This is a genomic window from Janthinobacterium sp. GW460-12-1-14-LB5 (genome assembly GCF_059423585.1).
This window is the reverse complement of record NZ_JBWKYD010000025.1, coordinates 55,893-81,744: the sequence shown is the minus strand read 5'-3', so window position 1 is coordinate 81,744 and position 25,852 is coordinate 55,893. Positions and strand designations below refer to the sequence as shown.

25 protein-coding genes are annotated in these 25,852 nt (G+C 62.6%); 18 read left to right on the top strand and 7 right to left on the bottom strand.

Annotated elements, in window-relative coordinates:
- Positions 1-54 precede the first annotated feature (54 nt).
- From AC07X6_RS23130 to AC07X6_RS23075, 12 genes are all read left to right on the top strand, one after another.
- Positions 55-3,264, top strand: coding sequence for a tetratricopeptide repeat protein (locus tag AC07X6_RS23130; protein WP_230541916.1), 3,210 nt, complete (start codon positions 55-57; stop codon positions 3,262-3,264).
- A complete protein-coding gene (locus AC07X6_RS23125; RefSeq protein WP_474290806.1) occupies positions 3,261-4,415 on the top strand; it encodes a DegT/DnrJ/EryC1/StrS family aminotransferase in 1,155 nt (384 codons plus the stop codon). Before AC07X6_RS23130 ends, AC07X6_RS23125 begins: the two co-directional genes overlap by 4 nt.
- Positions 4,415-5,143 carry an LbetaH domain-containing protein gene (locus AC07X6_RS23120; RefSeq protein WP_494792525.1) on the top strand — a complete coding sequence of 243 codons (729 nt, stop codon included), beginning with the start codon at positions 4,415-4,417 and terminating at the stop codon, positions 5,141-5,143. The genes AC07X6_RS23125 and AC07X6_RS23120 overlap by 1 nt, the downstream gene beginning before the upstream one ends.
- Before the next feature lie 57 nt (positions 5,144-5,200).
- Positions 5,201-6,217, top strand: coding sequence for a 3-oxoacyl-ACP synthase III family protein (locus AC07X6_RS23115; RefSeq protein WP_474290804.1), 1,017 nt, complete (start codon positions 5,201-5,203; stop codon positions 6,215-6,217).
- 74 nt (positions 6,218-6,291) lie between these two features.
- Positions 6,292-6,510: a phosphopantetheine-binding protein gene (locus tag AC07X6_RS23110; protein WP_230541912.1), complete on the top strand. Its 219-nt coding sequence runs from the start codon at positions 6,292-6,294 to the stop codon at positions 6,508-6,510.
- A gap of 2 nt (positions 6,511-6,512) precedes the next feature.
- Positions 6,513-7,568, top strand: coding sequence for a ketoacyl-ACP synthase III (locus AC07X6_RS23105; protein ID WP_494792524.1), 1,056 nt, complete (start codon positions 6,513-6,515; stop codon positions 7,566-7,568).
- Between the two features lie 7 nt (positions 7,569-7,575).
- Positions 7,576-8,331 carry an SDR family NAD(P)-dependent oxidoreductase gene (locus AC07X6_RS23100; RefSeq protein WP_494792529.1) on the top strand — a complete coding sequence of 252 codons (756 nt, stop codon included), beginning with the start codon at positions 7,576-7,578 and terminating at the stop codon, positions 8,329-8,331.
- Between the two features lie 40 nt (positions 8,332-8,371).
- Positions 8,372-9,004, top strand: a complete 633-nt coding sequence (locus tag AC07X6_RS23095) for an acetyltransferase (RefSeq protein WP_494792523.1) — start codon at positions 8,372-8,374, stop codon at positions 9,002-9,004.
- 5 nt (positions 9,005-9,009) lie between these two features.
- A complete protein-coding gene (locus tag AC07X6_RS23090) occupies positions 9,010-10,020 on the top strand; it encodes a Rieske 2Fe-2S domain-containing protein (protein WP_494792522.1) in 1,011 nt (336 codons plus the stop codon).
- Between the two features lie 193 nt (positions 10,021-10,213).
- Positions 10,214-11,089 (top strand): flagellin N-terminal helical domain-containing protein, encoded by an 876-nt coding sequence (locus AC07X6_RS23085; protein ID WP_230541908.1) that lies wholly within the window; start codon positions 10,214-10,216, stop codon positions 11,087-11,089.
- A 181-nt stretch (positions 11,090-11,270) separates the two neighbouring features.
- Positions 11,271-12,146, top strand: a complete 876-nt coding sequence (locus AC07X6_RS23080) for a flagellin N-terminal helical domain-containing protein (protein ID WP_494792521.1) — start codon at positions 11,271-11,273, stop codon at positions 12,144-12,146.
- Between the two features lie 57 nt (positions 12,147-12,203).
- A complete protein-coding gene (locus tag AC07X6_RS23075; RefSeq protein WP_494792520.1) occupies positions 12,204-13,310 on the top strand; it encodes a hypothetical protein in 1,107 nt (368 codons plus the stop codon).
- Between the two features lie 52 nt (positions 13,311-13,362).
- Here the strand turns inward: AC07X6_RS23075 and AC07X6_RS23070 are convergent, their stop codons facing one another.
- Genes AC07X6_RS23070 through AC07X6_RS23040 form a run of 7 tightly spaced genes read right to left on the bottom strand, consistent with a single transcriptional unit; the run spans position 13,363 to position 19,676 of the window.
- Positions 13,363-15,450 carry a flagellar biosynthesis protein FlhA gene (locus tag AC07X6_RS23070; RefSeq protein WP_230541905.1) on the bottom strand — a complete coding sequence of 696 codons (2,088 nt, stop codon included), beginning with the start codon at positions 15,448-15,450 and terminating at the stop codon, positions 13,363-13,365.
- Positions 15,447-16,586 (bottom strand): EscU/YscU/HrcU family type III secretion system export apparatus switch protein, encoded by a 1,140-nt coding sequence (locus AC07X6_RS23065; RefSeq protein WP_230541904.1) that lies wholly within the window; start codon positions 16,584-16,586, stop codon positions 15,447-15,449. The genes AC07X6_RS23070 and AC07X6_RS23065 overlap by 4 nt, the downstream gene beginning before the upstream one ends.
- Positions 16,576-17,376 carry a flagellar biosynthetic protein FliR gene (locus tag AC07X6_RS23060; RefSeq protein ID WP_494792519.1) on the bottom strand — a complete coding sequence of 267 codons (801 nt, stop codon included), beginning with the start codon at positions 17,374-17,376 and terminating at the stop codon, positions 16,576-16,578. The genes AC07X6_RS23065 and AC07X6_RS23060 overlap by 11 nt, the downstream gene beginning before the upstream one ends.
- An 11-nt stretch (positions 17,377-17,387) precedes the next feature.
- Complete coding sequence (locus AC07X6_RS23055; protein ID WP_034757874.1) at positions 17,388-17,660, bottom strand: flagellar biosynthetic protein FliQ; 273 nt, start codon at positions 17,658-17,660, stop codon at positions 17,388-17,390.
- A 3-nt stretch (positions 17,661-17,663) separates the two neighbouring features.
- Complete coding sequence (gene fliP, locus AC07X6_RS23050) at positions 17,664-18,434, bottom strand: flagellar type III secretion system pore protein FliP (RefSeq protein WP_230541902.1); 771 nt, start codon at positions 18,432-18,434, stop codon at positions 17,664-17,666.
- Entirely contained in the window at positions 18,431-18,796 is a 366-nt protein-coding gene (locus tag AC07X6_RS23045; RefSeq protein WP_230541901.1) for a FliM/FliN family flagellar motor switch protein, read from the bottom strand. Before AC07X6_RS23045 ends, fliP begins: the two co-directional genes overlap by 4 nt.
- 1 nt (position 18,797) lies before the next feature.
- A complete protein-coding gene (locus tag AC07X6_RS23040) occupies positions 18,798-19,676 on the bottom strand; it encodes a FliM/FliN family flagellar motor switch protein (protein WP_494792518.1) in 879 nt (292 codons plus the stop codon).
- A 551-nt stretch (positions 19,677-20,227) separates the two neighbouring features.
- Here AC07X6_RS23040 and fliE point away from each other — a divergent pair.
- From fliE to AC07X6_RS23010, 6 genes are read left to right on the top strand one after another with little or no spacing between them, the layout of a single operon-like run.
- Positions 20,228-20,566 carry a flagellar hook-basal body complex protein FliE gene (gene fliE / locus AC07X6_RS23035; protein ID WP_034787870.1) on the top strand — a complete coding sequence of 113 codons (339 nt, stop codon included), beginning with the start codon at positions 20,228-20,230 and terminating at the stop codon, positions 20,564-20,566.
- 60 nt (positions 20,567-20,626) lie between these two features.
- Positions 20,627-22,360 (top strand): flagellar basal-body MS-ring/collar protein FliF, encoded by a 1,734-nt coding sequence (fliF, locus tag AC07X6_RS23030; RefSeq protein ID WP_494792517.1) that lies wholly within the window; start codon positions 20,627-20,629, stop codon positions 22,358-22,360.
- Entirely contained in the window at positions 22,338-23,378 is a 1,041-nt protein-coding gene (locus tag AC07X6_RS23025; protein ID WP_230541898.1) for a flagellar motor switch protein FliG, read from the top strand. The genes fliF and AC07X6_RS23025 overlap by 23 nt, the downstream gene beginning before the upstream one ends.
- Positions 23,375-24,064, top strand: coding sequence for a flagellar assembly protein FliH (gene fliH, locus AC07X6_RS23020; protein ID WP_099375832.1), 690 nt, complete (start codon positions 23,375-23,377; stop codon positions 24,062-24,064). Before AC07X6_RS23025 ends, fliH begins: the two co-directional genes overlap by 4 nt.
- Positions 24,061-25,371, top strand: coding sequence for a flagellar protein export ATPase FliI (gene fliI, locus AC07X6_RS23015; RefSeq protein WP_230541897.1), 1,311 nt, complete (start codon positions 24,061-24,063; stop codon positions 25,369-25,371). Before fliH ends, fliI begins: the two co-directional genes overlap by 4 nt.
- Before the next feature lie 8 nt (positions 25,372-25,379).
- Positions 25,380-25,817: a flagellar export protein FliJ gene (locus AC07X6_RS23010; RefSeq protein WP_070289072.1), complete on the top strand. Its 438-nt coding sequence runs from the start codon at positions 25,380-25,382 to the stop codon at positions 25,815-25,817.
- Positions 25,818-25,852: the final 35 nt, after the last annotated feature.

Here is a 25,852-nt window from a genome sequence, read left to right as displayed (position 1 = left end):
GCACTTCCAGCAGTTACAATTCCCACTGCTAAATATTTCACCTTCCACCCGCCCATGAACGCAAACGCCCTTCCAGCTGTGCCCCTCGACGCCGAATTGCAACAGGCAATCACCGAACACCAGGCTGGCCGGTACGCCGAGGCGGAAGAGCTTTACCTGGCGATTTTGCAGGCGCAGCCATACCACGCCATTGCCAACCACAATATGGGTTTGCTGGCTGGACAAGTCGGGCAATACCAGGCTGGCTTGCCATATCTGCACAAGGCCTTGTCGGTCAACCCCGACGAAGGCCAGTTCTGGCTGTCGTATGCGGATGGTTTGCTCAAGGCGGGCGACCGCGAACAGGCGCTGGAGATCGTCACGGCGGCCATCGCGCGCGGTCTCGACAACGAACAATCGCAAGGCTTGCGCAGCCGCATCGAAACGGCCATCGCCAGCACCCCGACAGCGCAGGAAACGCAGCACGTCATTGATCTGTATCAAGCCGGCCACCATGCCGAACTGGAAGCGGCCAGCCACGCCCTGACGCAGCGCTATCCCGACTCGGACTTTGCCTGGAGCGTACTGGGCACTGCCTTGCAATTACAGGGCAAGGATGCCTTCGAGGCACTGCAAAAAACCGTGCAACTGGCACCCAACGATGCCGAGGCGCACGGCAATCTGGGCACCGCATGGCAGGAACGGGGCATGTACACGCAAGCCGTCGACAGCTATACGCGGGCGCTGGAACTGAATCCGGACTTTGTCGAGGCGTACGGCAACCTGGCGGCGGCGCTGCAGGCGCAAGGCAAGTTGGAACAGGCCGAGCAGGCATACCGGCAGGCCCTGGCGCTGCGCCCCGACTATGCCAAAGGACATTTTAATTTAGGCAACACATTGAAAGCCATGCAGCGCAGTGCCGAAGCCGTCGCCTGCTATCAGCGCGCACTGGCCCTGCAGCCGGGCGACGCTGAAATCTACCTGAACCTGGGCAACGCACAGCAAGACCTGCAGCAATGGCAAGCGGCCATCGTCAGCTACCGGGCCGTGCTGCAACTGGCACCCCACACCACGGCGGCGCATGCCAATCTGGCGGCGGCACTGCACGAGGCCGAAGAATACGATGCCGCAGTAGCCGCTTGCCAGTCTGGCATCAAATTACATGCAAACGACGCAAAGCTGCACAACAACCTGGGACGCGCGCTTCAGGCGCTGGGACAAACAGAGCAAGCCATGGCCGCCTACGAACAGGCGGTCGCACTCGATGGGGATTTCCCCCAGGCGCTGAGCAATCTGGGGTTGCTACTATGCAAACAAGAGAAGTACGCTGCAGCCATTGAACATTGCACGCGCGCGCATCGTCTTCAGCCAGACGATGCGCAAGCCTGCGCCCAGCTCGCCATCGCTTACGGTGCCGCCGAGGACAGGGACAATGCACTGAAGTACTTTCAGCAAGCTATCGATATGGCGCCTGACAACGCCACAACGCACAAACATCTGGGCGATTACTACAACACGATCAAGCGCTTCGAGCAAGCCGTAGCGTCTTACCGTCGAGCACTTGAATACGAATCCGACAATAGTGATACGTATAACAACCTTGGGGTCGTCTTGCAGGAATTGAAGGCGTTCGACGAAGCGACCGCGGCCTACCTGCGCGCGCTGGAATTGAAGCCGGAAAACACCTCGGCGCTATGCAACCTGGGATCGACACAGCAGGCGCAGAATCAATTGCAACAAGCCAAGCAGACTTATCTGGCCGCGCTCGCTATCGACCCCAAATTCGAGCGCGCTCAATTTGCGCTCGGCAATTGCTACGTGCTCATGAAGGAACCCCTGCTGGCCCTGGAGTGCTATCACAAGACGCTGGCAATGAATCCGAAATACCGGGATGCCTACCTCAATATAAGCGCTACCTTCAGCAATATCGGCCGGATAGACGAAGCCATCGCAACCTGCCGCAAGGGCCTGGCCATCTGTCCGCTATGGGAAACCCTGTTCAGCAACTACCTGTTCCTGCTCTCGCATAGCGCCGACATCGACGCCGAGACGCTGTTTGCCGAGCACCAGCGCTTCAGCGACACCTTCGAGACGCATATCGAAAAAAGTCGCACGGCGCACAGCAATACCCGAGAGCCGCTGCGTACGCTAAAAGTTGGCCTTGTATCTGGCGACCTGCTCAACCATCCGATCCCGCATTTCATTATCCCGATACTGGAAAATATCGTCGATGGCGCCAGCCTGTCGTTGTATGCCTATCACAACAATCAGGAGAACGACGACGTCACGCAGCGCTTGCGTGAACTCATTCCTCACTGGCGCCAGGTGGAGCGCATGTCCGATTTGGAACTGGCGCAACATATCCGCGACGACGGCATCGATATTCTGATCGACCTGTCCGGCCACTCGGGCAAGAATCGCCTGCTGATGTTTGCCGCCAAGCCGGCGCCTGTCCAGGCAAGCTGGATAGGCTACCCACTCACCACGGGCCTGAAGGCGATAGATTACTACCTGAGCGATCCATTCTTTTCGCCGCCCGGCAAATTCGACAGCCAGTTCACCGAGAAACTGCTGTTGCTGCCAGCCTGCGCTCCTTTCCTGCCATCGCACTATGCACCCGGCATTCAAGCTGCACCCGCATTGACGAATGGATATATCACGTTTGGCAGCTTCAATCGCCTCAATAAAATCAACCGCCAGGTAGTCGCGCGCTGGTCCAGGCTGCTGCGCGCGCTGCCCGATTCGAAGATGTTGCTGGCCGCGATGCCCAAGTCGGAAGCGCCCGCGCAGCTCAAGGAGTGGTTCGAAGAGGAAGGCATTGCGCTGGAGCGCCTCACCTTTGAAGGGCGCACCGGCATGAGCCAATTCATGGCCATGCACCACCGCGTCGACCTGTGCCTCGACACCTTCCCGTATGGCGGCGGCACGACCACCTTCCATGCGCTGTGGATGGGCGTGCCGACGCTCACTGTGGCCGGACCGACGTTGCCCAGCTGTGCCGGTACGTCCATCCTGCGCCAGGTCGAGCTGGAAGAGTTCATCGCCAGCGACGACGAGGATTTCGTGCGCAAGGGTATGGCCATTGCGGCCAATCCATTGCTGCTGGGAGCGTATCGCTTCAGTGCGCGGCACCGTCTGGAACGCTCGACCATGGGCAAGCCGCAACTGATCGCGGAAGGCTTCGAAAACGCCCTGCGCATCGCCTGGCAGCGCTGGTGCGAAGGCTTGCCTCCTGTCTCGTTCGAAGCCCCCGTGGCCGTGCCCAACCCGCCGATCGGATTATGATGAGCACTCAAAAAAACAAGCCGGTGTATGTCACCCAGCCCCTGCTGCCGCCGCTGGAAGACTTCCTGCCTTATCTGGAAACGATCTGGGACAACAAGATCCTGACCAATGGCGGCCCGTTCCACCAGCAGCTCGAGCAGGCGCTGTGCGACTACCTGGGCGTCAAGCACATCTGCCTGTTCGCCAACGGCACGCTGGCGCTGATGACGGCCTTGCAGGCGCTGCGCATCAACGGCGAAGTCATCACGACGCCGTATTCGTTTGTCGCCACCGCCCACTCTTTGCTGTGGAACAACATCAAGCCCGTGTTTGCCGACATCGAGCCTCACAGCCTGAACCTCGACCCGAGCAAGATAGAGGCGGCCATCACGCCGCAGACCACCGCCATCATGCCCGTGCATTGCTACGGCCGCCCATGCGATATCGAAGCCATCGAGAAAATTGCCGACAACTACAACCTGAAGGTGATCTACGATGCGGCGCATGCGTTCGGCGTGCGCCACCGCGGTGGCAGCGTGCTCAATCACGGCGACCTTTCCGTGATCAGCTTTCACGCCACCAAGATTTTCAACACCTTCGAAGGCGGCGCCATCGTCTGCCCGGACGCCAAGACCAAGCAGCGCATCGACCATCTGAAAAACTTCGGCTTCGTCGATGAAGTCACCGTCGTGGCCGCGGGCATCAATGGCAAGATGAGCGAGATCAATGCCGCCTTCGGCTTGCTGCAGCTCAAGGGCATCGACGGCGCGCGCCAAAAGCGCAAGGCCATCGATGCGCATTACCGCCAGCAGCTGGCCGGCATCGACGGCATCACCTGCCTGCAGCAGAGCGAAGGCGAGGCGGCCAACCACGCGTATTTCCCGATCCTGGTGGGCCCCGGCTACCCGCTGTCGCGCGACGCCCTGTTCCAGCTGCTGCGCGACCAGGAAATCTACGCGCGCCGTTACTTTTACCCTTTGATCAGCGACTTCCCCATGTACCGCGGCATTCCGTCGGCCGCGCACGCCAATCTGCCCGTGGCGCGGCTGGCGTCGTCGCAGGTGATCTGCCTGCCCATCTATCCGGACCTGGAGATGGCCAGCGTGGATGCCATTATCGCCATGATCGCCGCCCCCGCACGGCAACACGAATTGATACGGAACATAGCCTGATGCATATTTCCACCGAAACCAATTTTTCCGGCGTGGCGGAGAACCATCCTTGGTCGGCCCAATTCACGGTACTGGGCTACGACGATGGGGCCATCAGCACCCTGCCCCATCAATTTTTCCGCGACTGGCTGGATCAGGAACCGACAAGCGGGCACTTCTACATCGGACGCGGCTCCGGCTTTGGCGTTGGCTCTCTGGTGAAATACGACAGCGGGCAGCAAAGCCTGTGCGTGGGGCGGTATGTGGCCGGCGGCTCGCGCCTGCGCTTCCTGCTCAATGGCCAGCACGAGATGCGCACCATCTCCACGTACATGCTGTCGATCCTCGGCGGCGGATTGAAGAATGCGCCCCCGCCCCAGTATGCCGACACGGTGATCAGGAACGATGTGTGGATCGGCGACGAAGTGATGGTGCTAGGCGGCAGCGTGATCGAGAACGGCTGCGTCATCGGCGCGCGCTCGCTGCTGCCGCCCAATTTCCGCTCGGAACCGTATGGCATTTATGCCGGCTCGCCCGCGCGCCTGATCCGCCACCGCTTCACGGAAAAAGTCCGTGCCGCATTGTTGGAACTGGCGTGGTGGGAAATGCCGCTGGCCTGGGTCCGCGACAACAATGCCATGTTCCTGGAAGACATGTGCACGGACGAGGCAAAAGCCCTGCTGATCGTCGACATCCTTAAAAACAGCCGTCGGGAATGGGAGCGGGAGCACGGCACGGTATCCGCCTGAGGATCGCCAACTCCCCCTCTCCCCTGACTCCACTGACAACTGACCCAACGGCCCCGCATGCAGAACCACGCCCAACTTACCGCCGTCGCCTATCATCTGCCACTGGCCACGCTGACCAACGACGCCCTGGCGCAGGAATTGGACGACTGGTCGGCGCAAAAGATCTTCGACAAGACTGGCATCGCCGAGCGGCATATCGCCGCACCCGATGAAACGGCCAGCGACCTGGCCTACCATGCGGCGGAAAAACTGTTCGCCAGCCACGACATCGCGCGCGCCGGCATCGACTTCCTGATCCTGTGCACACAGGCGCCCGACCATTTGCTGCCCAGCAGCTCCTGCGTTCTGCAGCAGCGCCTGGGCTTGCCCACCTCGTGCGGCGCGCTGGATATCAACCTCGGCTGCTCCGGCTATGTGTACGCACTGGCGATGGCCAAGGGCCTGATCGAGGCCGGCATCCGCAAGCAGGTGCTGATCCTGACGGCCGATACATATTCCAAGTTCATCAATCCGCGCGACCGCAGCGTACGCACCCTGTTTGGCGATGCGGCGGCGGCCAGCCTGGTGACGGGCGGCGCGGCGCAGCAGGGGCTGGGGCCTTTCGTGCTGGGCACGGACGGCAGCGGCGCGCAGAACCTGATCGTCCCGGCCGGCGCCATGCGCCTGCCGCGCAGCGCGGACACGGCGGTAGAAAAAGAAGATGCCTCGGGAAACTGGCGCAGCCAGGACGACCTGTTCATGGACGGCGCCGAGATCGTCCAGTTCACACTGGGCGCGGTGCCGCGTACAATGCGGGAATTGCTCGACGCCGCCGGCAAGACGCTGGACGATATCGACCACGTGATCTTTCATCAGGCCAATAAATTCATGCTCGACGCCCTGCGCCGAAAGATCCGCATCCCGGAAGCCAAATTCGTGATTGAAATCGATACCGTCGGCAATACTGTCTCCTCGACCATACCGATCGCCATCGCGCGGGCGCGCCAGTCGGGCCGCATCCGTCCCGGCGACACCGCCCTGCTGCTGGGCTTTGGCGTCGGCTATTCTTGGGCTGGCACCCTGGCGCGCCTGTAGGATGCCCCCACTGACGGCGCGACGCCGAGAACCCCCTGCTCACTGACCTGTTACTTATTCCGAAAGAAATGATTATGCAAGAATTTTTCAACGGCATGGCCGACATCCTGGAAATCGACGCCGACAAGATCGGCCCGCAGCTGAACCTGGGCGACTATGCCTGGGATTCGCTGGCCATCATTTCCACCATCGCACTGGTTGACGACCTGTTCGACCAGATGCTCGATGGCCAGGCCCTGGCGCAGTGCGTTACCATGGCCGACGTGCTGGCATTGATCACCGTCAAGGCCTGAACATGTCCAGCCTGCGCCTCGCTTCGGGTTTGCCGTTTACCGCCGCGCACCTTGCCTTGGGGGGCGTCGTCTGCGCCTTGCCGCGCACGGAAATCCACAATGCCGCGTTCGAGGAGCGCTTTGGCGCCGCCGGCGTGGCCGACGTGAGCAAGATGATCGGCGTGCAGTCGCGCCGCCGCGCGCCGGAAGGACAGACCACGGCCGACCTGTGCCAGGCGGCGGCGGAAACCCTGCTGGCCGACCTGGGCTGGGAACGCGACAGCGTCGATGCGCTGATTTTCATCTCGCAAACCCCCGATTATGTGCTGCCGGCTACCGCCTGCGCGCTGCATGGCCGTCTGGGCCTGCACAAGGCTTGCGTGGCGTTCGACGTCAACCTGGGCTGCTCGGCCTACGCTTACGGCCTGTGGCTGGCATCGCGGATGCTCGACGGCCAGGCCATCGGGCGCGTGCTGCTGCTGGTGGGCGACACCATCAGCAAGACGGTCGACGACAGCGACCGCGCCACGGCGCTGCTGTTTGGCGACGCAGGCACGGCCAGCGCGCTGGAATTCGACCCCGCGGCGACACCCAGCCACTTCATCCTCGGCAGCGACGGCAGCGGCGAGCGCCACCTGATGATGGCCGCCAGCGCCTGCCGCCCCTACCTCGGCGACGATGCGCGCCTGGCGCAGCGCGATGCGGCCAAGCTGTACATGGATGGCGGCGAAATCTTCAATTTCACGCTGAAGAACATCCCGCCGCTGGTAGCCGACCTGCTGCATTTTTCCGGACGCCAGGCGGAACAGATCGATGCTTTTCTGTTCCACCAGGCCAATACCTTCATGCTCAAGCACATTATCAAGAAGACCAAGCTGCCGCCCGAACGCGCGCCCATCAATATGGACCGCTATGGCAATACCTCGAGCGCCTCGATTCCGCTGCTGATCTGCACCAGCCTCGGAGCACACGCGCAAGGCAAGAACGTGGCCATGTTCGGCTTCGGCGTCGGCTATTCCTGGTCGGCCGCCCTGCTCAATCTCGGGTCGCTGCGCGTCAACCGCCTGATAGAAATCTGATCCCATGATATTTACTTCCGACATGCTCGCCGGCCAGCGTATTCTCGTTACCGGCGCGTCGTCCGGCATCGGCCGCGATACGGCGCTGCTGCTGGCGCGCTGCGGCGCCCAGTTGCTGATCACGGGCCGCGACGCACAGCGCCTGGAGCAGACCTTGCAGGCGCTGCCCGGCGACGGCCACGTGGCCGAAACGCTGACACTCGATGGCGGCGACCACATCGTCGACTTCATGAAACGGGTCAGCGAAGAGCGGCCGTTTTCCGGCCTCTTCCACGCCGCGGGCGTGGAACTGCTGCGCCCCGTAAAGCTATCGAAGGAGCAACAATTTGACGACGTCTTCGATTCCAGCGTGAAGACGGCACTGGCGCTGGCGCGCGCGGCTGCCCTGCGCGGCGTGATGCGCGATGGCGCGGCGCTGTTGTTCATGTCGTCGGTGGCGGGCCAGAGCGGCCAGTCGGGCATGAGCGTGTATTCGGCGGCCAAGGCCGCCATCGACGGCCTCGTGCGCGCACTGGCCGTGGAACTGGCACCGCGCGCGATGCGCGTCAACAGCATTGCCGCCGGCGCCGTCGCCACTGAAATGCATGCGCGCCTGATGCGCGGCTTGCCCGATGAAGCGATGCAAGCCTACCAGCAGCGCCACCCCTTGGGTTTCGGCAACAGCGATGATATCGCGCAAACGGCGGCCTTCCTGCTGTCGCCGGCGGGACGCTGGGTCAGCGGCGCCACCTGGGCCGTCGACGGCGGCTACCTGGCGCGCTGAAGCGACACGTCCATCTGCCCGATCATCTACTGGAAATTACATGAAAAACATCATCGTCGTCGGCGCCGGCCGCTTTGCCCGTGAACTGCTGTGCTGGCTGGAAGACAGTCTCGATCCCGCCAGCGAGCGCATCGCCGGCTTGCTGGACGACACCATGCCCGCCATGCCCGCGCTGGACGCCGACTATGCTTATCCGGTGCTCGGCAGCATTCAGCAATATCAACCGGCCCCCGGCGACGCGCTGCTGCTGGCGATCGGCGCGCCGCAAGCCAAGCTGCGCATCGCGGAAGAACTGGCGGCGCGCGGCGCGCGCTTCCACACGCTGATCCACCCGAGCGCCATCGTGGCGCGCACGGCCCGCCTGGGACAGGGCCTGGTCGTGTGCCCATTCGCCCTGGTCTCGGCCGGCAGCGACGTGGGCGACTTCGTCACCATCAACAGCTACTCCAGCGTCGGACATGACGCCGTGCTGGGCAAGGGCTGCACGCTCAGTTCGCACGTTGACATCACGGGCGCCGTGCGCCTGGGCGCGGCAGTGATGGTGGGTTCGGGCGCCTCCGTCCTGCCGCGCGTCGCCGTCGGCGAACGCGCCACCGTCGGCGCTGGCGCCGTGGTGATGCGCCGCGTCGCCGATGGCGCCACCGTATATGCCCAACCGGCCAAGACCTTATGAATCCCATGCAACAAGCACAACAATTACGCGACGGCTTCTGGCACCTGCTGTGCCATCGCAGCGAACTGCCGTCCAGCGGCGACTATCTCAAACTCGAATGGCTGGGCGAAGAAGTGGTCGTGTATAACGACCAGGGCAATCTGCTGGCCTTCGACAATTTGTGCCCGCACCGCGGCACGCGTTTTTTCACGGAAACGCATGGCAACGCGCCGCTGGCCTGCCCCTACCACGGCTGGTCCTACCGCGCCGGCACCATGCATATTCCCTGCCGCGAACGCTATGCGCAAAACGAACTGGACAACGCAAAGCTGCACACGCTGCAACTGGACTGGTGCGCCGACTTCCTGTTCGCCGCCCCCGCGCCGCGCATGACGCTGGACGAACAGCTGGGCGACACCTACGCGCTGCTGGCCGATATTTCCTTCAACATCGCGGGCCGCAGCGATGTGAACGCCTATATATATGAGTGCGACTGGCGCATCGCGCTGGAAAATGCGCTGGAACCGCTGCACGTGCCTTTCGTCCATCCCGAATCACTGGCGGAATTGCAACTCGGCGATGGCAGCAACCACTTTACGCCGTGGACCTCCGTGTGGCAGGCGGAACTGGGCAACGCCCCCATGGCGAAAAAGTTGCGCTCCATCAAACGCCTGTTCCAGCTGGACCAGCAATACGAAGGCTACCAGAGCCTGTATCTGTTTCCATTTACCATGCTCTCGTCGACCTACTCGTATTCCTACTCGCTGCAGCACTTCTTCCCGTCCGCGCAGCCGTGGCGCACGCACTTTTCCAGCCGCCTGCTCAATGGCGCCGTCCATCCATCCAGTGCGGCCGCGCTGCAAAATTTTTTCGATTCCAGCGCGCGCATGAACCGGCAGGTATTTGATGAAGATCATGCCATCTGCAAGCGCATCGCCAAAGATGCCGCCGACAACACGCGCTTTGGCATCCTGTCCAGCGATGAAGAGAAAATCGCGCATTTCCGCGCCTGCCTGCTTGCCGCCGCAGGCGATTGAGCGATACACCCAGTCAGCTCGCATCGAGTTTGCGGCGCAATCGCTGGAAAATAGCCTGTACCGCACTATTTTTGAAAATATTTTCAAAAATTTCCTTAAAGCATTTAATTAAGCTGCCTGGACGGTCGTCTTGTACTGATAGGAGCAGATAAACGTCGCTCCTCACCGTAACCACTAAATTAGGAATGACACCATGCTGAGCCTTCACACCAACGCTGCTTCCCTGTCGGCACAAAATTCGATCACGAATACCCAATCCAAGCTGTCGACTTCGATGACGCGCCTGAGCACCGGCTTCCGCATCAATTCGGCAATGGATGACGCTGCCGGCCTGCAAATCGCAACCCGCCTGAAAGCACAAACCAGCGGCATGACCGTTGCGATGAACAACACGCAAAACAGCACCTCGATGCTGCAAACGGCCGAAGGCGCATTCGCCGAAGTGACCAACATGCTGGTGCGCATGAAAGATCTGGCCACCCAGGCAGCCGATGCTTCGTCGACCGCAAACGACAAGACCGCAATGCAAGCTGAATATAATGCATTGGGCCAAGAGCTGTACAACGTCATGACCAACACCACGTTCGGCGGCACCAAGTTGCTGGGCAAAGGTAGCGCTGCAGCTGACGGCACGCTGTCGACCTCGATGACCTTCCAGATCGGTGCAAGCTCGACCGAAAAAATGACTTTCGACGTTTCCGGCAATCTGAGCACGCTGAACGCAGCCCTGACCGGCCTGAGCGCGAACTTCTCGAGCGCCGCTGCGACAGGCGCAACGGAACTGACGTCCAACGCCAACGCCAACATCGGCCTGCTGGCTACCGCCATCGACAGCGTCAGCACGCTGCGTTCGGCACTGGGCGCGACGGCTAACCGTCTGGACCACGTCAACACCAACTTGTCGAACATCGCCACCAACACCAAAGCCGCTACCGGCCGCATCATGGACACCGACTTCGCTACCGAAAGCTCGAACATGACGTCGTCGCAAATGCTGCTGCAAGCTGGCACCGCGATGCTGAAACAAAGCAACAGCATGTCCTCGATGGTCATGTCCCTGCTGCAATAATATGGACTTGGCCGCGCGCGGCCTATCTATCGAAGCCAGACTCCGGTCTGGCTTTTTTTTCGCCTGCGGTTGCATGCATTCCCGGCATATTTGACTAAATTGCCATTATATTTAACGATGTTGCCGGCATAGTCGCCTGTACAAGGTAGAACACCGAACAATCGCCTACCGGAGCCGCCACGTGCTGAGCATTCATACCAATACTGCCGCACTGTCTGCCCAGCGGGCCATGGGCTGGGCGCAGCAAATGCTGTCGACCTCGATGACGCGCCTCTCCACGGGCTTTCGCATCAACTCGGCCATGGACGACGCGGCCGGCTTGCAGATCGCCACCAGGCTGAGCGCCCAGACCAGCGGCATGGCGGTGGCCATGCGCAACACGCAAAACAGCACCTCGCTGCTGCAAACGGCCGAAGGCGCGTTTGGCGAAGTCACCACCATGCTGGTGCGCATGAAAGACCTGGCCACCCAGGCAGCGGACGCCTCGTCGAACCAGAAAGACCGCGACGCCATGCAGGGCGAATACGATGCGCTGGGCGCCGAGCTGTACAACGTGATGACGAATACCCGCTACGGCGGCACTTTATTGCTGGGCAACGGCAGCGCCGGCAAGGGCACCCTGTCGCAAGCCATGACGTTCCAGATCGGCGCCACCGGCAGCGAGACCATGCAGTTCAGCGTGGCGGGCGACATGAGCAGCCTGGATGCGGCATTGCAGGCGATCTCGGCCAATTTCGCGCCCGGCGCCACGCCCGGCAGCGAATTTGCCAGCAACAACAGTGCCAACGGCATCATCGACCTGCTGGCAGCGGCCGTCGACAAGGTGGGCAGCGTGCGCTCGGCGCTGGGCGCCACCGCGAACCGGCTCGGCCACGTCTACAATAACCTGTCCAACATGATCACCCACACCAGGGCCGCCATCGGCCGCATCATGGATGTCGATTACGCGGCTGAAAGCGCCAACATGACCTCGGCGCAAATGCTGCTGCAAGCGAGCACGGCAATGCTCAAGCAAAGCCAGAGCATGAGCAAGCTGATTCTTTCTTTACTACAATAGTTACTGGCAGGGCGCGATGGCGGATCGGATGAATATGTATGAGCAGGAAGCAATGGCATGGCGATAGACCGCATTTCATCGGGCAATCCTGTGCCCCTGATTACCCAGCGCCTTGACGTCAGCCCGGCGACACCGATGACGCCTGGCGTGGTGCAGCCGCTGGTGCCCATCGGCCCCTACATGGCGCCCGCGCCCGACGCCGGCACCCTGCCCGCCCAGCTGCAACAGCCGGGCCAGGACAGCCTGGCGTCCCTCATCAAGCCGAACGCCGACGGTACGGGCGGCGCCATGCCGCGCGACAGCAGCGCCATGCAGGTCAATCAATTGTTCTTCACGCGCCAGCTGGTCTGGCAGCCGCCCTCCGCGGCGCAGCTGGCCGCCTCGTGGCGCGTGATGGTCAAGACGTATGGCGAGCAATATGCCGCCCTGCAGGAACAGGCGCGCGGCCAGCACGTGCCGGGCAACCTCTTCATGGCCGAGCAGCAACCGGCCCTGCTGCGCGAAGGCGCCCGTCCACCGTTGACGGTCGACAGCGAAGCGTGGCGCTTTGCCGTGTATGGCTGGGGCGGCCAGCGCCTGCTGCTGCGCGTGCTGGCCAGCGACGAGGATGAGGATGCAACGCCGAGGCGGCGCGGCAAGGTGGCGCTGCGCGTCGAACTGATCATCATCGGCATCGGCCGGGTCGTGATCCAGATGGAGCCGTCCGGCGACGGCGTGCTGCTGGAGCTGGCCGCCGACGAGGAAGCCGCCTTGCGCCATCTGCGCCTGGCCCTGCCCGGGATCGCCGACGCCGTGCGGCGCGCCGGCCTGCGCGTGGTGCGCTGCCGCCTGAACCGCCAGCTGCATGCCCAGCGCATGCACGGCAATTACCCGATGCAGGCGGGCGCCGCAGCGCTGTCGCTGGCCCTGTTCCGCGCCATGGCCGAAGTGGCGCTGCTGCTGACGCAGCCGGAAGCGGAAGCGGCAGCCGATCCCGATGCGCCCGCAGCCCCCGCGGACATGGCCGAAGAGGAAACCATCATCGTCTCGAAGGAAGTGGCGGCGCCGCTCGGCTACGACTATGGCGACGCGGCGGCGGACAGCCAGGAAAATGAAGTGCTGCTGCTGGCCGGGCCGGCAGCGCCGGAGCAGGATTTGCTGCCGCCCATCGACGAGCAGGATTGATACAGCACAATAAAAACGGCGCCCGAAGCGCCGTTTTTGTTATTGCCCCGGTTTATCCCACCGTGCCGATGATGCTCACTTCGCGGTTTTCCGGAATTTCGTTATACGACAGCACATGCAGGCCCGGCGCGAACAGGCGCGCGTAGCGGGCCAGCAGCGGACGGATCTGCGGCAGCACCAGCAGCAGCGGCGGCGTGGCCTGCTGCTTCATCTGCTCGCGCGCCACCGGCATGTTCACTTGCAACTGCGACAGCAAATGCGGGTCGATCGGATAATTATCCAATGTTACCTTGCCCGACTGGCGCGCCTGGTTCAGCGAACCGAGCAGCATGTTTTCCAGCTCGCCGCCCAGATTAAACGCCTGCATTTCCATCTTCTGGCCAAACAGGCCGCTGACGATCTGGCGCCGCAACGCGCAGCGCACCTCGGCCGCCAGCAAAATCGGATCCTTGGTGGTTTCCGAACTGTCGAGCAAGGTGGTGGCGATGGGCACGATATCCTTCAGGGACACGTTTTCCGCCAGCAAGACACGGAATACGCGCAGCATCTGCGTGTGCGTCAGCGCCTTGTCCAGCGCGCCGGCCAGCTTCGGCGACAGGGCTGTCAGGCGCTCCATCAGGTTCGAGACGTCTTCGTGGCGGAACAGTTCCGGCAAGTATTCGCGCACCATTTTCGACAAGTGCGTGGCGATCACGCTGGGCGCCTCGATGACCTGGTAGCCGAGGCCCAGCGCATGCGCCTTTTCGCCCGGTTCGATCCACGTGACGGGCATGCCGTAGGCGGGCTCGATGCCGGGAATGCCGTCGAGCTGGCCATACACGTTCGGCGACGGAATCGCCATCAGGCGGTCGGCCTGCACTTCCGCCTGCGCCACCACCGTGCCCGACAGCACGATCGCGTATTGCGACGGCTTCAAGGCCAGGTCGTCACGCACGCCGATGTTCGGCAGCAGCAAGCCCATCGCCTCGGACAGGCTCTGGCGCACGCCCTTGACGCGCTTGTTCAATGGTTCGCCTTGCGTTTTATCAACCATGCCCACCAGCTTATAGCCGAGCATCACCATCAGCGGTTGCACGGCCGGCAGCTGCTGCCATTCCAGCTCTGCCGGGCGCTCGTCGCGCAAGGCCGCCTCGATGGCCGCCATGCCGGCCGCGTCCGGTCCCTTCACGCGCTTGGTCAAGCGCCAGGCCACGAAGGCCAGTACGGCCGCGAAGGTCATGAACATGAACCACGGCATGCCCGGGATCAGGGCCAGCGCCACCATCATGCCGGCCGCGCTGAAGATCACCGTTGGCGAAGTCAGCACCTGGCCCGCCACCTGCTGTTCGAAGTCGCCCGAATCGCTGATGCGGGTCACCAGGATGGCGGCCGCGGCCGACAGCAGCAGCGCCGGGATCTGCGCCACCAGGCCATCGCCGATGGTCAGCAGTGCATATTGACGGAAAGCATCGCCGAACGACAGGTCGTGCATCAGCGAGCCGATGGCCACGCCGCCGACCATATTGATGATCAAAATCAAGATACTGGCGACGGCATCGCCGCGCACGAACTTCGACGCGCCGTCCATGGCGCCGTAGAAATCCGCTTCGGCGGCCACGTCCTTGCGACGGATCTGGGCTTTTTCCTGGTTGATCAGGCCGGCGTTCAGGTCGGCGTCGATGGCCATCTGCTTGCCCGGCAAGGCGTCGAGGGTAAAGCGCGCGGACACTTCCGAAATGCGCTCGGCACCCTTGGTGACGACGGCGAAGTTGATGATCATCAAGATCACGAAGACGACGATACCGACGACGAAGTTACCGCCGATCACCACGTTACCGAAGGCCTCGATCACCTTACCGGCCGCGTCCGCGCCCGTATGGCCGTGCAGCAGCACCACGCGCGTCGACGCCACGTTGAGGGTCAGCCTGAGCATGGTGGTGGCCAGGATCACCGTCGGGAAGACGGAGAAATCGAGCGGCCGCTTGGCCGACACGCTGACGAGGATGACGATCAGTGCCAGCACGATATTGAAAGTGAACAAGATATCGAGCAGCACGGGCGGCAGCGGCAGGATGATCATTGCCAGGATCACCAGCAGGAACAGCGGCGTGGCGAACTTGTGGCGGCGCATTTCGGCAACCAACCGGTTCAGGAAATTCATGGCGGTACGACCTCGCTCAGATGAGATGGCACGGCCATCTCGGTGGGTAATACGGGCTGGGCAGCACGCTGCCCGGACCGGAATGCTTTCAATTGCAGGATGTAGTTAAGTACCTGCGACACGGCCTGGTACAGCTGCACGGGAATCTGCTGCTGCACCTGGCTGGTGTTGTAGATGGCGCGCGCCAGCGGCGGCAACTCCAGCGTTTCAATATGGTGTTCCTTCGCCACTTGCCGGATATACAGCGCCATCTCGTCGACGCCCTTGGCAACGACAAACGGCGCCTCGGCGCGGTCCTGGTCATACTTCAACGCGACGGCGTAATGCTCGGGATTGACGATCACCACGTCGGCGTCGGGCACGGTCTTGCGCACGCTGCGCCGGCCGATCTGCTGCTGCAGCTGGCGGATGCGCTGGCGCACTTCGGGCCGCCCTTCACTGCTTTTATGCTCTTCCTTGACGTCCTGCTTGCTCATGCGCTGGTTGCGGGCAAAGAAAAACGCCTGCGCCGGCACGTCGATGATGGCAAACAGGACAAAGACGGAAATGAGCGCCATCAGGCCGTCAAGCATCAGCGCGGAACCATCGAGCATGGCTTGCTGCAGGGGCCGGTGTTGCAGGTCCACGTACTGCATCAGGCTGGAGCGGCTGACGTGCACCAGCACCATGCCCAGCACGGCGGCCTTGGCGATGGACAAGCCGAATTCAAAGCCATGCTTGGGCGACACCAGGCGGCCCAGGTTCTTGGCCGGGCTCAGGCGCTCCATCTTCGGCATCCAGTTCTTCGTGCTGACGACCCAGCCGCCAGGGATCAATGAGCCGAGCACAACAAACAACGGCACGCAGAACAGCGGCACGATCATCTTGATCAGCAAGCCCACCGACGTCGTAAACGCCATCGACATGGCATTCTCCAGCGCGCCCTTGCTGTCGAGCGGCATGAAAGCCATGGCGAACAGCTCGCGAAAGCTCGCCAGATAGCTCGGCAGCAAATAAATGAAGACCTTCATGCTGATCAGGATGCCCAGCGCCGTCGACAGGTCGCGCGAACGCACCACCTGCCCTTCCTGGCGCGATTTCTTCAGCTTCTGGGCTGACGCCTTTTCTGTCTTGTCGCCCGTGCTGCTATCCGCCATGGGCCACCCGCATCTGTTCCTGGATCATATCGAGCACGCGGTTGGTCATGGCGACATAGTGTTCCGGGATAAAGCGCACGATCTGCGTCAGCATCAGCAGGCCGAACATGGTAATCATGGAAAAGCCCAGCGAAAACAGGTTCAGCGACGGCGCCACGCGGTTCAGGAAGCCAAAACCGAGCTGCACCACCATGGTGGAAAAGACGATGGGCAAGGCCAGCAGTATGGCGGCGGCGAAGATCCACGCCACGTTATACGCCACCGTCTGCAGCAGCAGCGGGCCGTAGCCCTGCCCCACGGGCCAGGCCGTGAAACTGGCGCCGATCACGCCCGTCAGCACGAGGTGGCCGTCAATGGCGAAAAACACGATCATGCACATGATGGTGAGCAAACCCGTGATCACGTCCGACGAGGTGCCGTTGAGCGGATCGTTCATGACGGCCATGGAAAAGCCCACCTGGCTCGACACCAGATAGCCGAGCACCGACATGACGGACATGGCGAAGTGAAAAGCCAGGCCCAGGACGAAGCCGACGATGGCCTGCTCCAGGGTGGCGACGAGGGCGTGCAGGGAAAACGGATCGATTTTCAGCAGTTCCTGCGAGACGCCCGACGCCTGCATCACGGGCAGCATCAGGATCGCCAGCACCAGCGACAGCAGCACCCGCACGGGGACTGGCACCATGGCGTCGCCGATCACGGGCGAGGCGCTGAGCATGGCCAGGATGCGGCAGAACGGCCACCACACGGCCAGCAGAAACGGCAGCACCTGATTGAAAATCTGATCCATGGCGCGTGGCGCTATCCGACCAGGGTGGCGGCGCGCTGAAAAATGGACACGCAATAATCCATCAGGTAACCGGCCATCCAGCGTCCGGCCAGGATCAGGGCCAGCAGGGTGACCAGCAGGCGCGGCAGGAAACTCATGGTCTGCTCATTGATCGAGGTGGCCGCCTGCACCAGCGCGACCAGCAAGCCCATGAGCAAACCCGGGACGACCAGGATTACCACCAGCAACATCACGACATGCAAGGCCTCGATGATCAGGTCAACGGCGACTTCAGGGGTAAACATGGATCAATAGCCCTGTATGCTGGTAACCAGCGTGTTGACGGTCAGGGTCCAGCCGTCGACCAGCACGAACAGCAGCAGCTTGAACGGCAGCGAAATCACCAGCGGCGACAGCATCATCATGCCCATCGCCATCAGCACGGACGCCACCACCAGATCGATGATGAGGAACGGTATGAACAGCATACAGCCGATCTGGAAAGCCGTCTTGAGTTCGGACAAGACAAACGCAGCCAGCTTGACCGTGAAGCTGTGGTCTTGCGGGCGCATGCTCGACGGCTCGCCGGCCAGGTGCGCGATCTGCGCCAGCGCGGCCTTGCTCGTCTGCGCCAGCATGAAGCGCGAAATCGGCACTTCGGCGATCTTCAGCGCTTCCTGCATGCCGATCTGGTCGCGGTCGTACGGCACGAACGCTTCCTTCCACACCTGGTCACCGATGGGGCGCATGACCAGCAGGGTCAGGATCAGGGCGATGCCGGTGACGATGCGGTTGGGCAAGCCCTGCTGCAGGCCCAGGGCCTGGCGCAGCAGGGACAGCACGATGACGAAGCGGGTAAAGCTGGTCATCATCATGACCATCACGGGCAGCAGCCCGAGCAGGGTCATGACGACCAGGATCTGCATCTTGACCGACAGGTCGGTCTTCGCGCCCGGCACCACGCCGGCCAGCAGGTCCTGCGCGCCGGCAGCGGCGCAACACAGCATCAGAACGGGAACAGCCAGCGCGGCAGCCAGCGCACCGCGGCGCCGGCTCAAACCGGGTACCGCCAGCTTCATGCTGTCATCAGGTCGAGATTGAGGCCGTCGAGGTCGATGACCTTGAGGCCATAGTTCTCGCCAGCAACTACCACTTCGGCACGGCCGATCGGCGTGCCATTGACCTTGATCACCAGCGGTTCGCCGGCCAGCATGTCGAGTTCGATCACGCTTTCCGGGCCGATGGCCATCAGTTCTTCCAGCGAAATGCGGGCCGAGCCCACTTCCAGGGTCAGGGTGACGGGAATCTTGCGCATCATCTGCGGAATGTCGCGCCGCGCGCGGCCGCTGGGCACGTCGGACACGTCGCCCTGGTCGATGATCATGTCATCGCCCAGGTCTTCCAGCAGGGTTTCGCTCTGGTTGGTATCGTTCATATTCATATTATTCGACATCTTCAAATGAGGTTAAACAGAGCTTGCCCTTGTGTTCGGAAACAGCAGCTGTAAATAAACGGGAGTCGTCCAGCATGACGTCAGTACGGCTCAGGCTGACGGGAATCACGTCGCCCACGCGCAGGTCGAACAAGGCGCCCAGTTGCATCTGCTTGCTGACGAGGCGGCCTTCCAGCGTCACTTGCAGGCGCGAAGCGAGCGGACGCACGCTGCCACGCAAGGCCTTCTTCGCTTGCGCGCGTTCGGGCAGCAAGCCGCGCAGCACGTCGGCCATCAGGCGCTTGTCCAGCGAAAACCAGAAGTGGCCGCTCTGCCCTGCCTCGACGTCGCTGAGCGCCACGCTGACGATCCAGCTGCCGCGCGCCGGGTGCACGCCCGACTGCACGGCGAACTCGGCACTGGTGTCGATGCCGCTGCTTTTGCCCAGCGTTTGCAGATTCTTGTGGATACGGGTAAACAAGCTGTTCACCAACTGTTGTCCCAGCACCACAGCGAGGCGCTCCTCGGTGGCCGTCACGCGCACCTGCGCCGGATCGGGCAGCACGCCCTTGGCGCCGGCACTACCATAGCGATAGTTCAGCACGCTCAAGAGGATCTGCCGTTCGAGGGCAAAGCCCGTCTGGCTGGCCGGCGTGGAAAAACTCAGCCAGCGACTCACGCTGTCCTCGTTTTCCACGCGCGACAAATTCACGGCGTCGATCTGGAAATTACCCCAGTAGCGACGGCTCATGGGCTGGCGCAAGGCCACTGCCAGGTCGTCGCGCAGCTGGGCGCCGAATACATGCAGCAAATGGACAGGACGTCCAAGCAGACAGGAATCGAGGACTTGATGGCGCGCAGCTTGATCTGTCTTGGTAATGATTGTCATGTAGTGGTCATGTCGGTATTGCGGTGGCAGAACAAATTATACGGATCGCCCGAAATTAAATACAGCATCATCTTGACCTTGCCTACCGGTATGCAAGCAAACGATTGCGCATCGTATCGCATGCTAGATGACTACGGTGCTGAACAATACATGAAAACGCCAAATATTGCCATGTATCAATATTCCTTGAGACAATCCTCTCTTTACTTTATAGTTGCCTGCGGGTAAGCTTATGGCGAGAAAATAGTGATTTGCAGTGCGCCATTCCCCTTACCTGATTCCGGTTTTTATGGCAGTTTCCAGTTTTATTATTGCCACCAGCAGAAACTCTTATCAGATAAATATTAGTTATCATGGCCATGTAAATCATGTCGGCGTGGGTTTGCTGGGTTTGTTTGAGTCTGCTTGAGCGGATGGTGTGGCAACTGATAAAACTGATGGGTCCTGCAACTCGGACCGGGCAGGATGGCATTGGATGTAATGCCTGCCGGAATGGCAACACCAGTAATTTCTGATTGATACGTCACCGCATATTGAAAGTAGAGGGCAAGATGAGCAACGAACTCGCAGGTCTGATCAAGGCCGATCTGGCAGCACTGAGCAATGACGCGCGCGCCCTGGGCGCCAGCATCGCGCCCGCCGCCCAGTTCGGCGCGCCGGAACAGTCCGGCTTCTCCTTTGCGCAAAGCATGAAAGACGCCATCGGCAAGGTCAACGGCGACGACCGCATGGCCGCGCAGAAAATGAGCGACGTCGACAGCGGCAAGAGCGACGACATGGTCGGCGCCATGCTGGCCAGCCAGGAAGCGAGCCTGTCCTTCTCCATGTTGATGCAAGTGCGCAACAAGGTCATGGGCGCCGTCGACGAACTCATCAAACTGCCTCTGTAATCTTCACGTCCTGATCCACGCCCAGCCTCCCAGCGAAAGTTACCCCAAGTGATTACCCCCATGAAGTCCGCATTTGCGCGCTGGCGCCTTGGCGCCCAGCCCGCCATCCCGCCCGCCCTGCTGAAAAACCTGGTTCCCATCGTCGTGCTGGCCATCGGCATCACCGCCATGGTGACCATGTATGCCTGGCGCGACCAGGCCAACTACAAGCCGGTGTTTGGCGCGCGCGAAAAAGTGGCCGTGACGGACATGATGGCCACCCTGGACGCCGAGCACATCCCCTACCGTTTGCATCCGGACAGCGGCCAGGTGCTGGTGCCCGACGCCATGCTGGGCAAGGTGCGCATGCTGCTGGCCTCGAAGGGCGTGACGGCGCAGCTGCCGGCCGGCCTGGAGCTGATGGACAAGAATGACCCGCTGGGCGTCTCCCAATTCGTGCAGGACGTGCGCTTCCGCCGCGGCCTGGAAGGCGAGTTGGCGCAAAGCATCATGACGATGGACGCGATCGCTTCGGCGCGCGTCCATCTGTCGATTGCCAAATCGACGTCGTTTGTCGCCAGCGACGGCGACAAATCGTCCGCCTCCGTGGTGGTGGCGCTGAAACCGGGCCGCACCCTGGCGCCGGAACAGATCGCCGCGATCATCAACATGGTGTCCGGCAGCGTCGCCAGCCTGGCGCCCACGCGCGTGAGCCTGGTCGACCAGGGCGGCAACCTGCTGTCCTCGCACGTCGACCTGACGGACGGTTTCGATGCCTCGGCCGCCGGCAATGAAGGCGCGAAACGTTTCCAGGATGAAATCCGCCGCAACGTCACGGGCTTGCTCGGCCCCGTCATCGGCGAAGACAACTTCAAGCTCAGCGTGACGGCCTCCGTGAACAACGACCGCGTGGACGAAACGCTGGAAAAATACGGCGAAGCCCCGAAAGTGACGAGCGAAGCGATGCGCGAAGAGCAGGAACGCAACCGCACCGTGGCCGGCATTCCCGGCAGCCTGTCGAACCGTCCGCCAGCGGCCGCCGTGCCGGCACCGGCCGACGCCGCCGGCGCCGCGCCCGCCGATGGCGCGCCGAAGCCGTCCGACGACGGCACGGCCCGCAAGAACGCCACCACGCGCCAGTACGCGTACGACCGCAGCATCACGCAGATCAAGCGCAGCCGTGGCCGCCTGGAAAAACTCAGCGTCGCCGTGGTCCTCAACAGCGCCGCCGCACCGAACCCGAAAACGGGCTGGACCCCTGCCGAACTGGGCAATATTGAAAAAATGCTCAACAGCGGCCTGGGCATCAACGCCCAGCGCGGCGACAGCCTGAGCCTGACGGCGCTGGCCTTCCCGGCCAAGCCGCCCGTGGCGCAGTGGTGGGAAGAGCGCGACACCGTCGTCGATTTCAGCAGCTGGCTGCTGTACGCCCTGGGCGCCGTGCTCGGCTACTTCCTGATCCTGCGTCCGCTGCTGCGCCTGCTGACCACGCGCCTGGCGCCGCCGACACTCAAACAGATCGATCCCGCCATGGCCCTGGCCGGCAGCAGCACGGCCGGCGCCACTGGCGCCACCGCCGCCGGCGCGCCGGCCCTGGGCGTGAATGGCAGCCCGCTGGCGCTCGAAGGCGAAGCTGCCGCCGGCGGCAGCATGCCGGTCGTGCCGCTGCTGGAAAACTATGACTTGCCGCCACCCGGCTCGGCGGTCGACGTGATGGTCGACCACCTGAAAGTGCTGGCGGAAAAAGAACCCGAGCGTGTCGCCGAAGTCGTCAAACAATGGATGCAGAAAAATGGCCGAACTCAACAACAATAATTTCCCTGACGACGCAGATGTCGAGAACGTCAGCCTGAGCCCTGTGGAACAGGCTGCCATCGTGCTGCTGAGCATAGGCGAAGAACAGGCCGCCAATGTGCTGCGCTGCCTGTCGCGTGAAGAATTGCTGGAAGTCACGCAGGTGATGTCGCGCATGAGCGGCATCAAGGTCGAATCCGTGAAAACGGCCATGCAGACCTTCTTCGACGACTACCGCCAGCAAAGCGGCGTGCACGGCGCCTCGCGCAGCTACCTGAAGCGCTCGCTGGACATGGCGCTGGGCAGCGATATCGCGAACAGCGTGCTGAACAACATTTACGGCGACGCCATCCGCCCCAAAATGGCGCGCCTGCAGTGGGCCTCGCCAAAATGGCTGGCTGAATACATCGTCAACGAGCACGTGCAGATGCAAGCCGTGTTCCTGGCCTTCCTGCCGCCCGCGCTGGCCGGGCAGATCCTCGACGCCCTGCCCGTCGAAGGCCGCGACCTGGTCTTGCTGAACCTGGCCCGCCTGGACGAGATCGACCGCGACCTGCTGGTCGAGCTCGACGAACTGGTGGGCCGCTGCCTGGGCACGCTCGACACACAAAGCACCAGCGTGGAAGGCATCCGCCAGGCGGCAGAGATTCTCAACCGCATGCCGGGCAACCGCGCCGCGCTGGTCGAACTGCTGCGCGCGCACGACCCGGACGTCGTCTCGGAAATCGAACTGAGCATGTACGACTTCCTGATCCTGGCCACGCAGAGCGATGTCACGCTCACGCGCATCCTGGAAGACGTGCCGATGGAACAGTGGGCCATCGCCCTCAAGGGCGCGGAACCGTCGATCCGCGACGCCGTGCTGAAAACCATGCCGCGCCGCCAGGCGCAGAGCTTCGAAGACATGATGCGCCGTTCCGGCCCCGTGCCTTTGAGCCGTATCGAACAGACGCGCCAGGAAATCATGGCCACCGTCAAGGGCCTCGCCGATGCGGGCGAAATCGAAGTGCAACTGTTTGCCGAAGCGGTGATCGAATGAAACACTTCCGCTCGTATCGTTTCCCGCCCCTGTCGCAATTCATCGCCGCCGGCCAGCGCGCCGCCAGCGAGGACACGGACGGCCAGTGGCAGGCGTCCGTCTCGGAAGGCTTCGAGCAGGGCCAGCGCGACGGCTACGAAGTGGGCCTGGTGCAAGGCCAGCAGGACGGCTACGACGCCGGGCGCAGCGACGGCGTGGCGCAGGGCCGCGAAGAAGGCCGCAATGAAACCCTGGTGGCGCTGGACCGCCTGGCCCGCCCCGTCGACGCCATCCTGCGCGACCTGAAGAAAGTGCGCGCCGATTACCGCGAAGCGCAGCGCAAGGAAGTGGTCGACCTGGTGGCCAAAGTGGCGCGCCAGGTGATCCGCGCGGAACTGGCGCTGCAGCCGGTGCAATTGCTGGCCCTGGTCGACGAGACTCTGGCCTCGATGCCGCCCACGCGCGAGGAAATCGACGTTTTCCTCAATCCGGAAGAACTCAAACGCATCAGCGAACTCGATCCGAAGCGCGCCAAGCGCTGGAACCTGATCGCCGACGCGCGCCTCGACGCGGGCGAATGCCGCATCAAGGCGGGCGACAATGAAGTCGACGCCGGCTGCCATCAGCGCCTGTCGGCCTGCATGGAGCAAGTCAGCAGCCACCTGGCGCTGGCCGCCGAACACGCTGACCAGGGCGCGCCTGCATGATCGCCGACACGCTGCGCAGTTTCGAGATCGGCGATATCCCGGTCGCGACACCCACCGGCCGCCTGGTCGGCGCTTCCGGCCTGCTGCTGGAAAGCGCCGGCTGCCGCCTGCACACGGGCCAGCGTTGTCAAATTGAAACTGTCAGCGGCGAGTGGCTCGATGCGCAAGTCGTCGGCTTCCGCGAAAAACTGTCTTACCTGATGCCGTTCAAGAAGGCCACGGGCCTGACCACGGGCGCCAGGGTCCTGCCCCTGCCCGACAAGGCCAGCCTGCAGATCGGCCCCTCGTGGCTGGGCCGCATGGTGAATGGCCTGGGCGAGCCGATCGACGACCTGGGCCGCCTCGGCGGCGAACACATCCTGGAAGTCACGCCACCAAAAATCAATCCCCTGAAGAAACAACCGGTGGTCGAACCGCTGGACGTGGGCGTGCGGGCCATCAACAGTATGTTGACCCTGGGCAAGGGCCAGCGCGTGGGCCTGATGGCCGGTTCCGGCGTCGGCAAGAGCGTGCTGCTGGGCCTGATCACGCGCCAGACGGTGGCCGATGTCGTCGTCGTCGGCCTGATCGGCGAACGGGGCCGCGAAGTGCGCGAATTCGTCGAAAAGTCGCTCGGCGCCGAAGGCTTGAAAAAAGCCGTGCTGGTGATCGCACCGGCCGACGAATCGCCCTTGATGCGCATCATGGCCACCGAGCTGTGCCATTCCATCGCCGCGCACTACCGCGACCAGGGCAAGCACGTGCTGCTGCTGGTCGATTCGCTCACGCGCTATGCCATGGCCTTGCGCGAAGTGGCGCTGGCCCTGGGCGAGCCGCCCGCCACGCGCGGCTATCCGCCATCCGTCTTTTCGAACCTGCCGCAACTGGTGGAAAGCGCCGGCAACGGCGCCCACCCGGACGGCAGCATGAGCGCCATCTACACGGTGCTGGCCGAAGGCGACGACCAGCAGGATCCCGTGGTCGACACGGCGCGCGCGATTCTCGACGGCCACATCGTGCTCACGCGCGAACTGGCCGAGCGGGGCCACTACCCCGCCATCGACATCGCCGCCTCGATCAGCCGCTGCATGGCGCAGGTGATCACGCCCGAGCACATGCAGGCGGCGCGCGCGCTGAAGGCGTCGATGGCGCGCCACGCGCGCGTGCGCGACCTGATCCCGCTGGGCGCCTACGTGCCGGGCGCCGACCCGATCACCGACCGCGCCGTGCAGCTGCACGCGCCCATCGAAGCCTTCCTGTGCCAGGGCACCAAGGAAGAGGCGCCGATGGGGCCGTGCATCGAACAACTTGAACAGATCATGGCCTAGGAGCATATGTGAGCGACGCGCATACCATCCGCAATCTGACCACCCTGGTCGGCCTGCGCAGCACCGAAGTGGAACGCCTGCAAGGCGAAATGGCGGCGCAGACGGCCGTGCGCGAGCGCTACCAGAAAAACCTGGAGCGCCTTACGGGCCTGTACACGGATAGCGGCCCCAGCGGCGCCCTGCCCCTGGCGCTGTCCGTCAACTGCGGCAACTTCAAGCAGGCCGTGATGCAGATGGCCGACCAGCACCGCACGGATTTGCACCTGCACGAAGCCAACATGGCCGTTTCGCAACGCGCACTGAACACGGCCTGGGCCAAGCGCGAAGTGCTGGACCAGGTGCTGACGCAAAAACAGAAGCATGTTGCAAATGAGCAACAACGAGTTGATGCGAAGCGGCAAGACGAGCTGGCGACGCAATTCTGGTTCCGCGGGCAGGTAAAATGAAGTTTGTGTAAGTTTCTTTCAGGAAAACTTCACGA

Bases quoted from the DNA above. Each gene is read 5' to 3' on its own strand.
- AC07X6_RS23120 (WP_494792525.1), top strand. From the start codon at position 4,415: ATGCATATTTCCACCGAAACCAATTTTTCCGGCGTGGCGGAGAACCAT.
- fliP (WP_230541902.1), bottom strand. From the start codon at position 18,434: ATGAAGCTGGCGGTACCCGGTTTGAGCCGGCGCCGCGGTGCGCTGGCT.
- AC07X6_RS23060 (WP_494792519.1), bottom strand. From the start codon at position 17,376: ATGGATCAGATTTTCAATCAGGTGCTGCCGTTTCTGCTGGCCGTGTGG.
- AC07X6_RS23065 (WP_230541904.1), bottom strand. From the start codon at position 16,586: ATGGCGGATAGCAGCACGGGCGACAAGACAGAAAAGGCGTCAGCCCAG.
- fliE (WP_034787870.1), top strand. From the start codon at position 20,228: ATGAGCAACGAACTCGCAGGTCTGATCAAGGCCGATCTGGCAGCACTG.
- AC07X6_RS23125 (WP_474290806.1), top strand. From the start codon at position 3,261: ATGATGAGCACTCAAAAAAACAAGCCGGTGTATGTCACCCAGCCCCTG.
- AC07X6_RS23025 (WP_230541898.1), top strand. From the start codon at position 22,338: ATGGCCGAACTCAACAACAATAATTTCCCTGACGACGCAGATGTCGAG.
- AC07X6_RS23045 (WP_230541901.1), bottom strand. From the start codon at position 18,796: ATGAATATGAACGATACCAACCAGAGCGAAACCCTGCTGGAAGACCTG.
- AC07X6_RS23075 (WP_494792520.1), top strand. From the start codon at position 12,204: ATGGCGATAGACCGCATTTCATCGGGCAATCCTGTGCCCCTGATTACC.
- AC07X6_RS23055 (WP_034757874.1), bottom strand. From the start codon at position 17,660: ATGTTTACCCCTGAAGTCGCCGTTGACCTGATCATCGAGGCCTTGCAT.
- fliH (WP_099375832.1), top strand. From the start codon at position 23,375: ATGAAACACTTCCGCTCGTATCGTTTCCCGCCCCTGTCGCAATTCATC.
- AC07X6_RS23070 (WP_230541905.1), bottom strand. From the start codon at position 15,450: ATGAATTTCCTGAACCGGTTGGTTGCCGAAATGCGCCGCCACAAGTTC.
- AC07X6_RS23115 (WP_474290804.1), top strand. From the start codon at position 5,201: ATGCAGAACCACGCCCAACTTACCGCCGTCGCCTATCATCTGCCACTG.
- AC07X6_RS23095 (WP_494792523.1), top strand. From the start codon at position 8,372: ATGAAAAACATCATCGTCGTCGGCGCCGGCCGCTTTGCCCGTGAACTG.
- AC07X6_RS23105 (WP_494792524.1), top strand. From the start codon at position 6,513: ATGTCCAGCCTGCGCCTCGCTTCGGGTTTGCCGTTTACCGCCGCGCAC.
- AC07X6_RS23110 (WP_230541912.1), top strand. From the start codon at position 6,292: ATGCAAGAATTTTTCAACGGCATGGCCGACATCCTGGAAATCGACGCC.
- AC07X6_RS23090 (WP_494792522.1), top strand. From the start codon at position 9,010: ATGCAACAAGCACAACAATTACGCGACGGCTTCTGGCACCTGCTGTGC.
- AC07X6_RS23040 (WP_494792518.1), bottom strand. From the start codon at position 19,676: ATGACAATCATTACCAAGACAGATCAAGCTGCGCGCCATCAAGTCCTC.
- AC07X6_RS23085 (WP_230541908.1), top strand. From the start codon at position 10,214: ATGCTGAGCCTTCACACCAACGCTGCTTCCCTGTCGGCACAAAATTCG.
- fliI (WP_230541897.1), top strand. From the start codon at position 24,061: ATGATCGCCGACACGCTGCGCAGTTTCGAGATCGGCGATATCCCGGTC.
- fliF (WP_494792517.1), top strand. From the start codon at position 20,627: ATGAAGTCCGCATTTGCGCGCTGGCGCCTTGGCGCCCAGCCCGCCATC.
- AC07X6_RS23130 (WP_230541916.1), top strand. From the start codon at position 55: ATGAACGCAAACGCCCTTCCAGCTGTGCCCCTCGACGCCGAATTGCAA.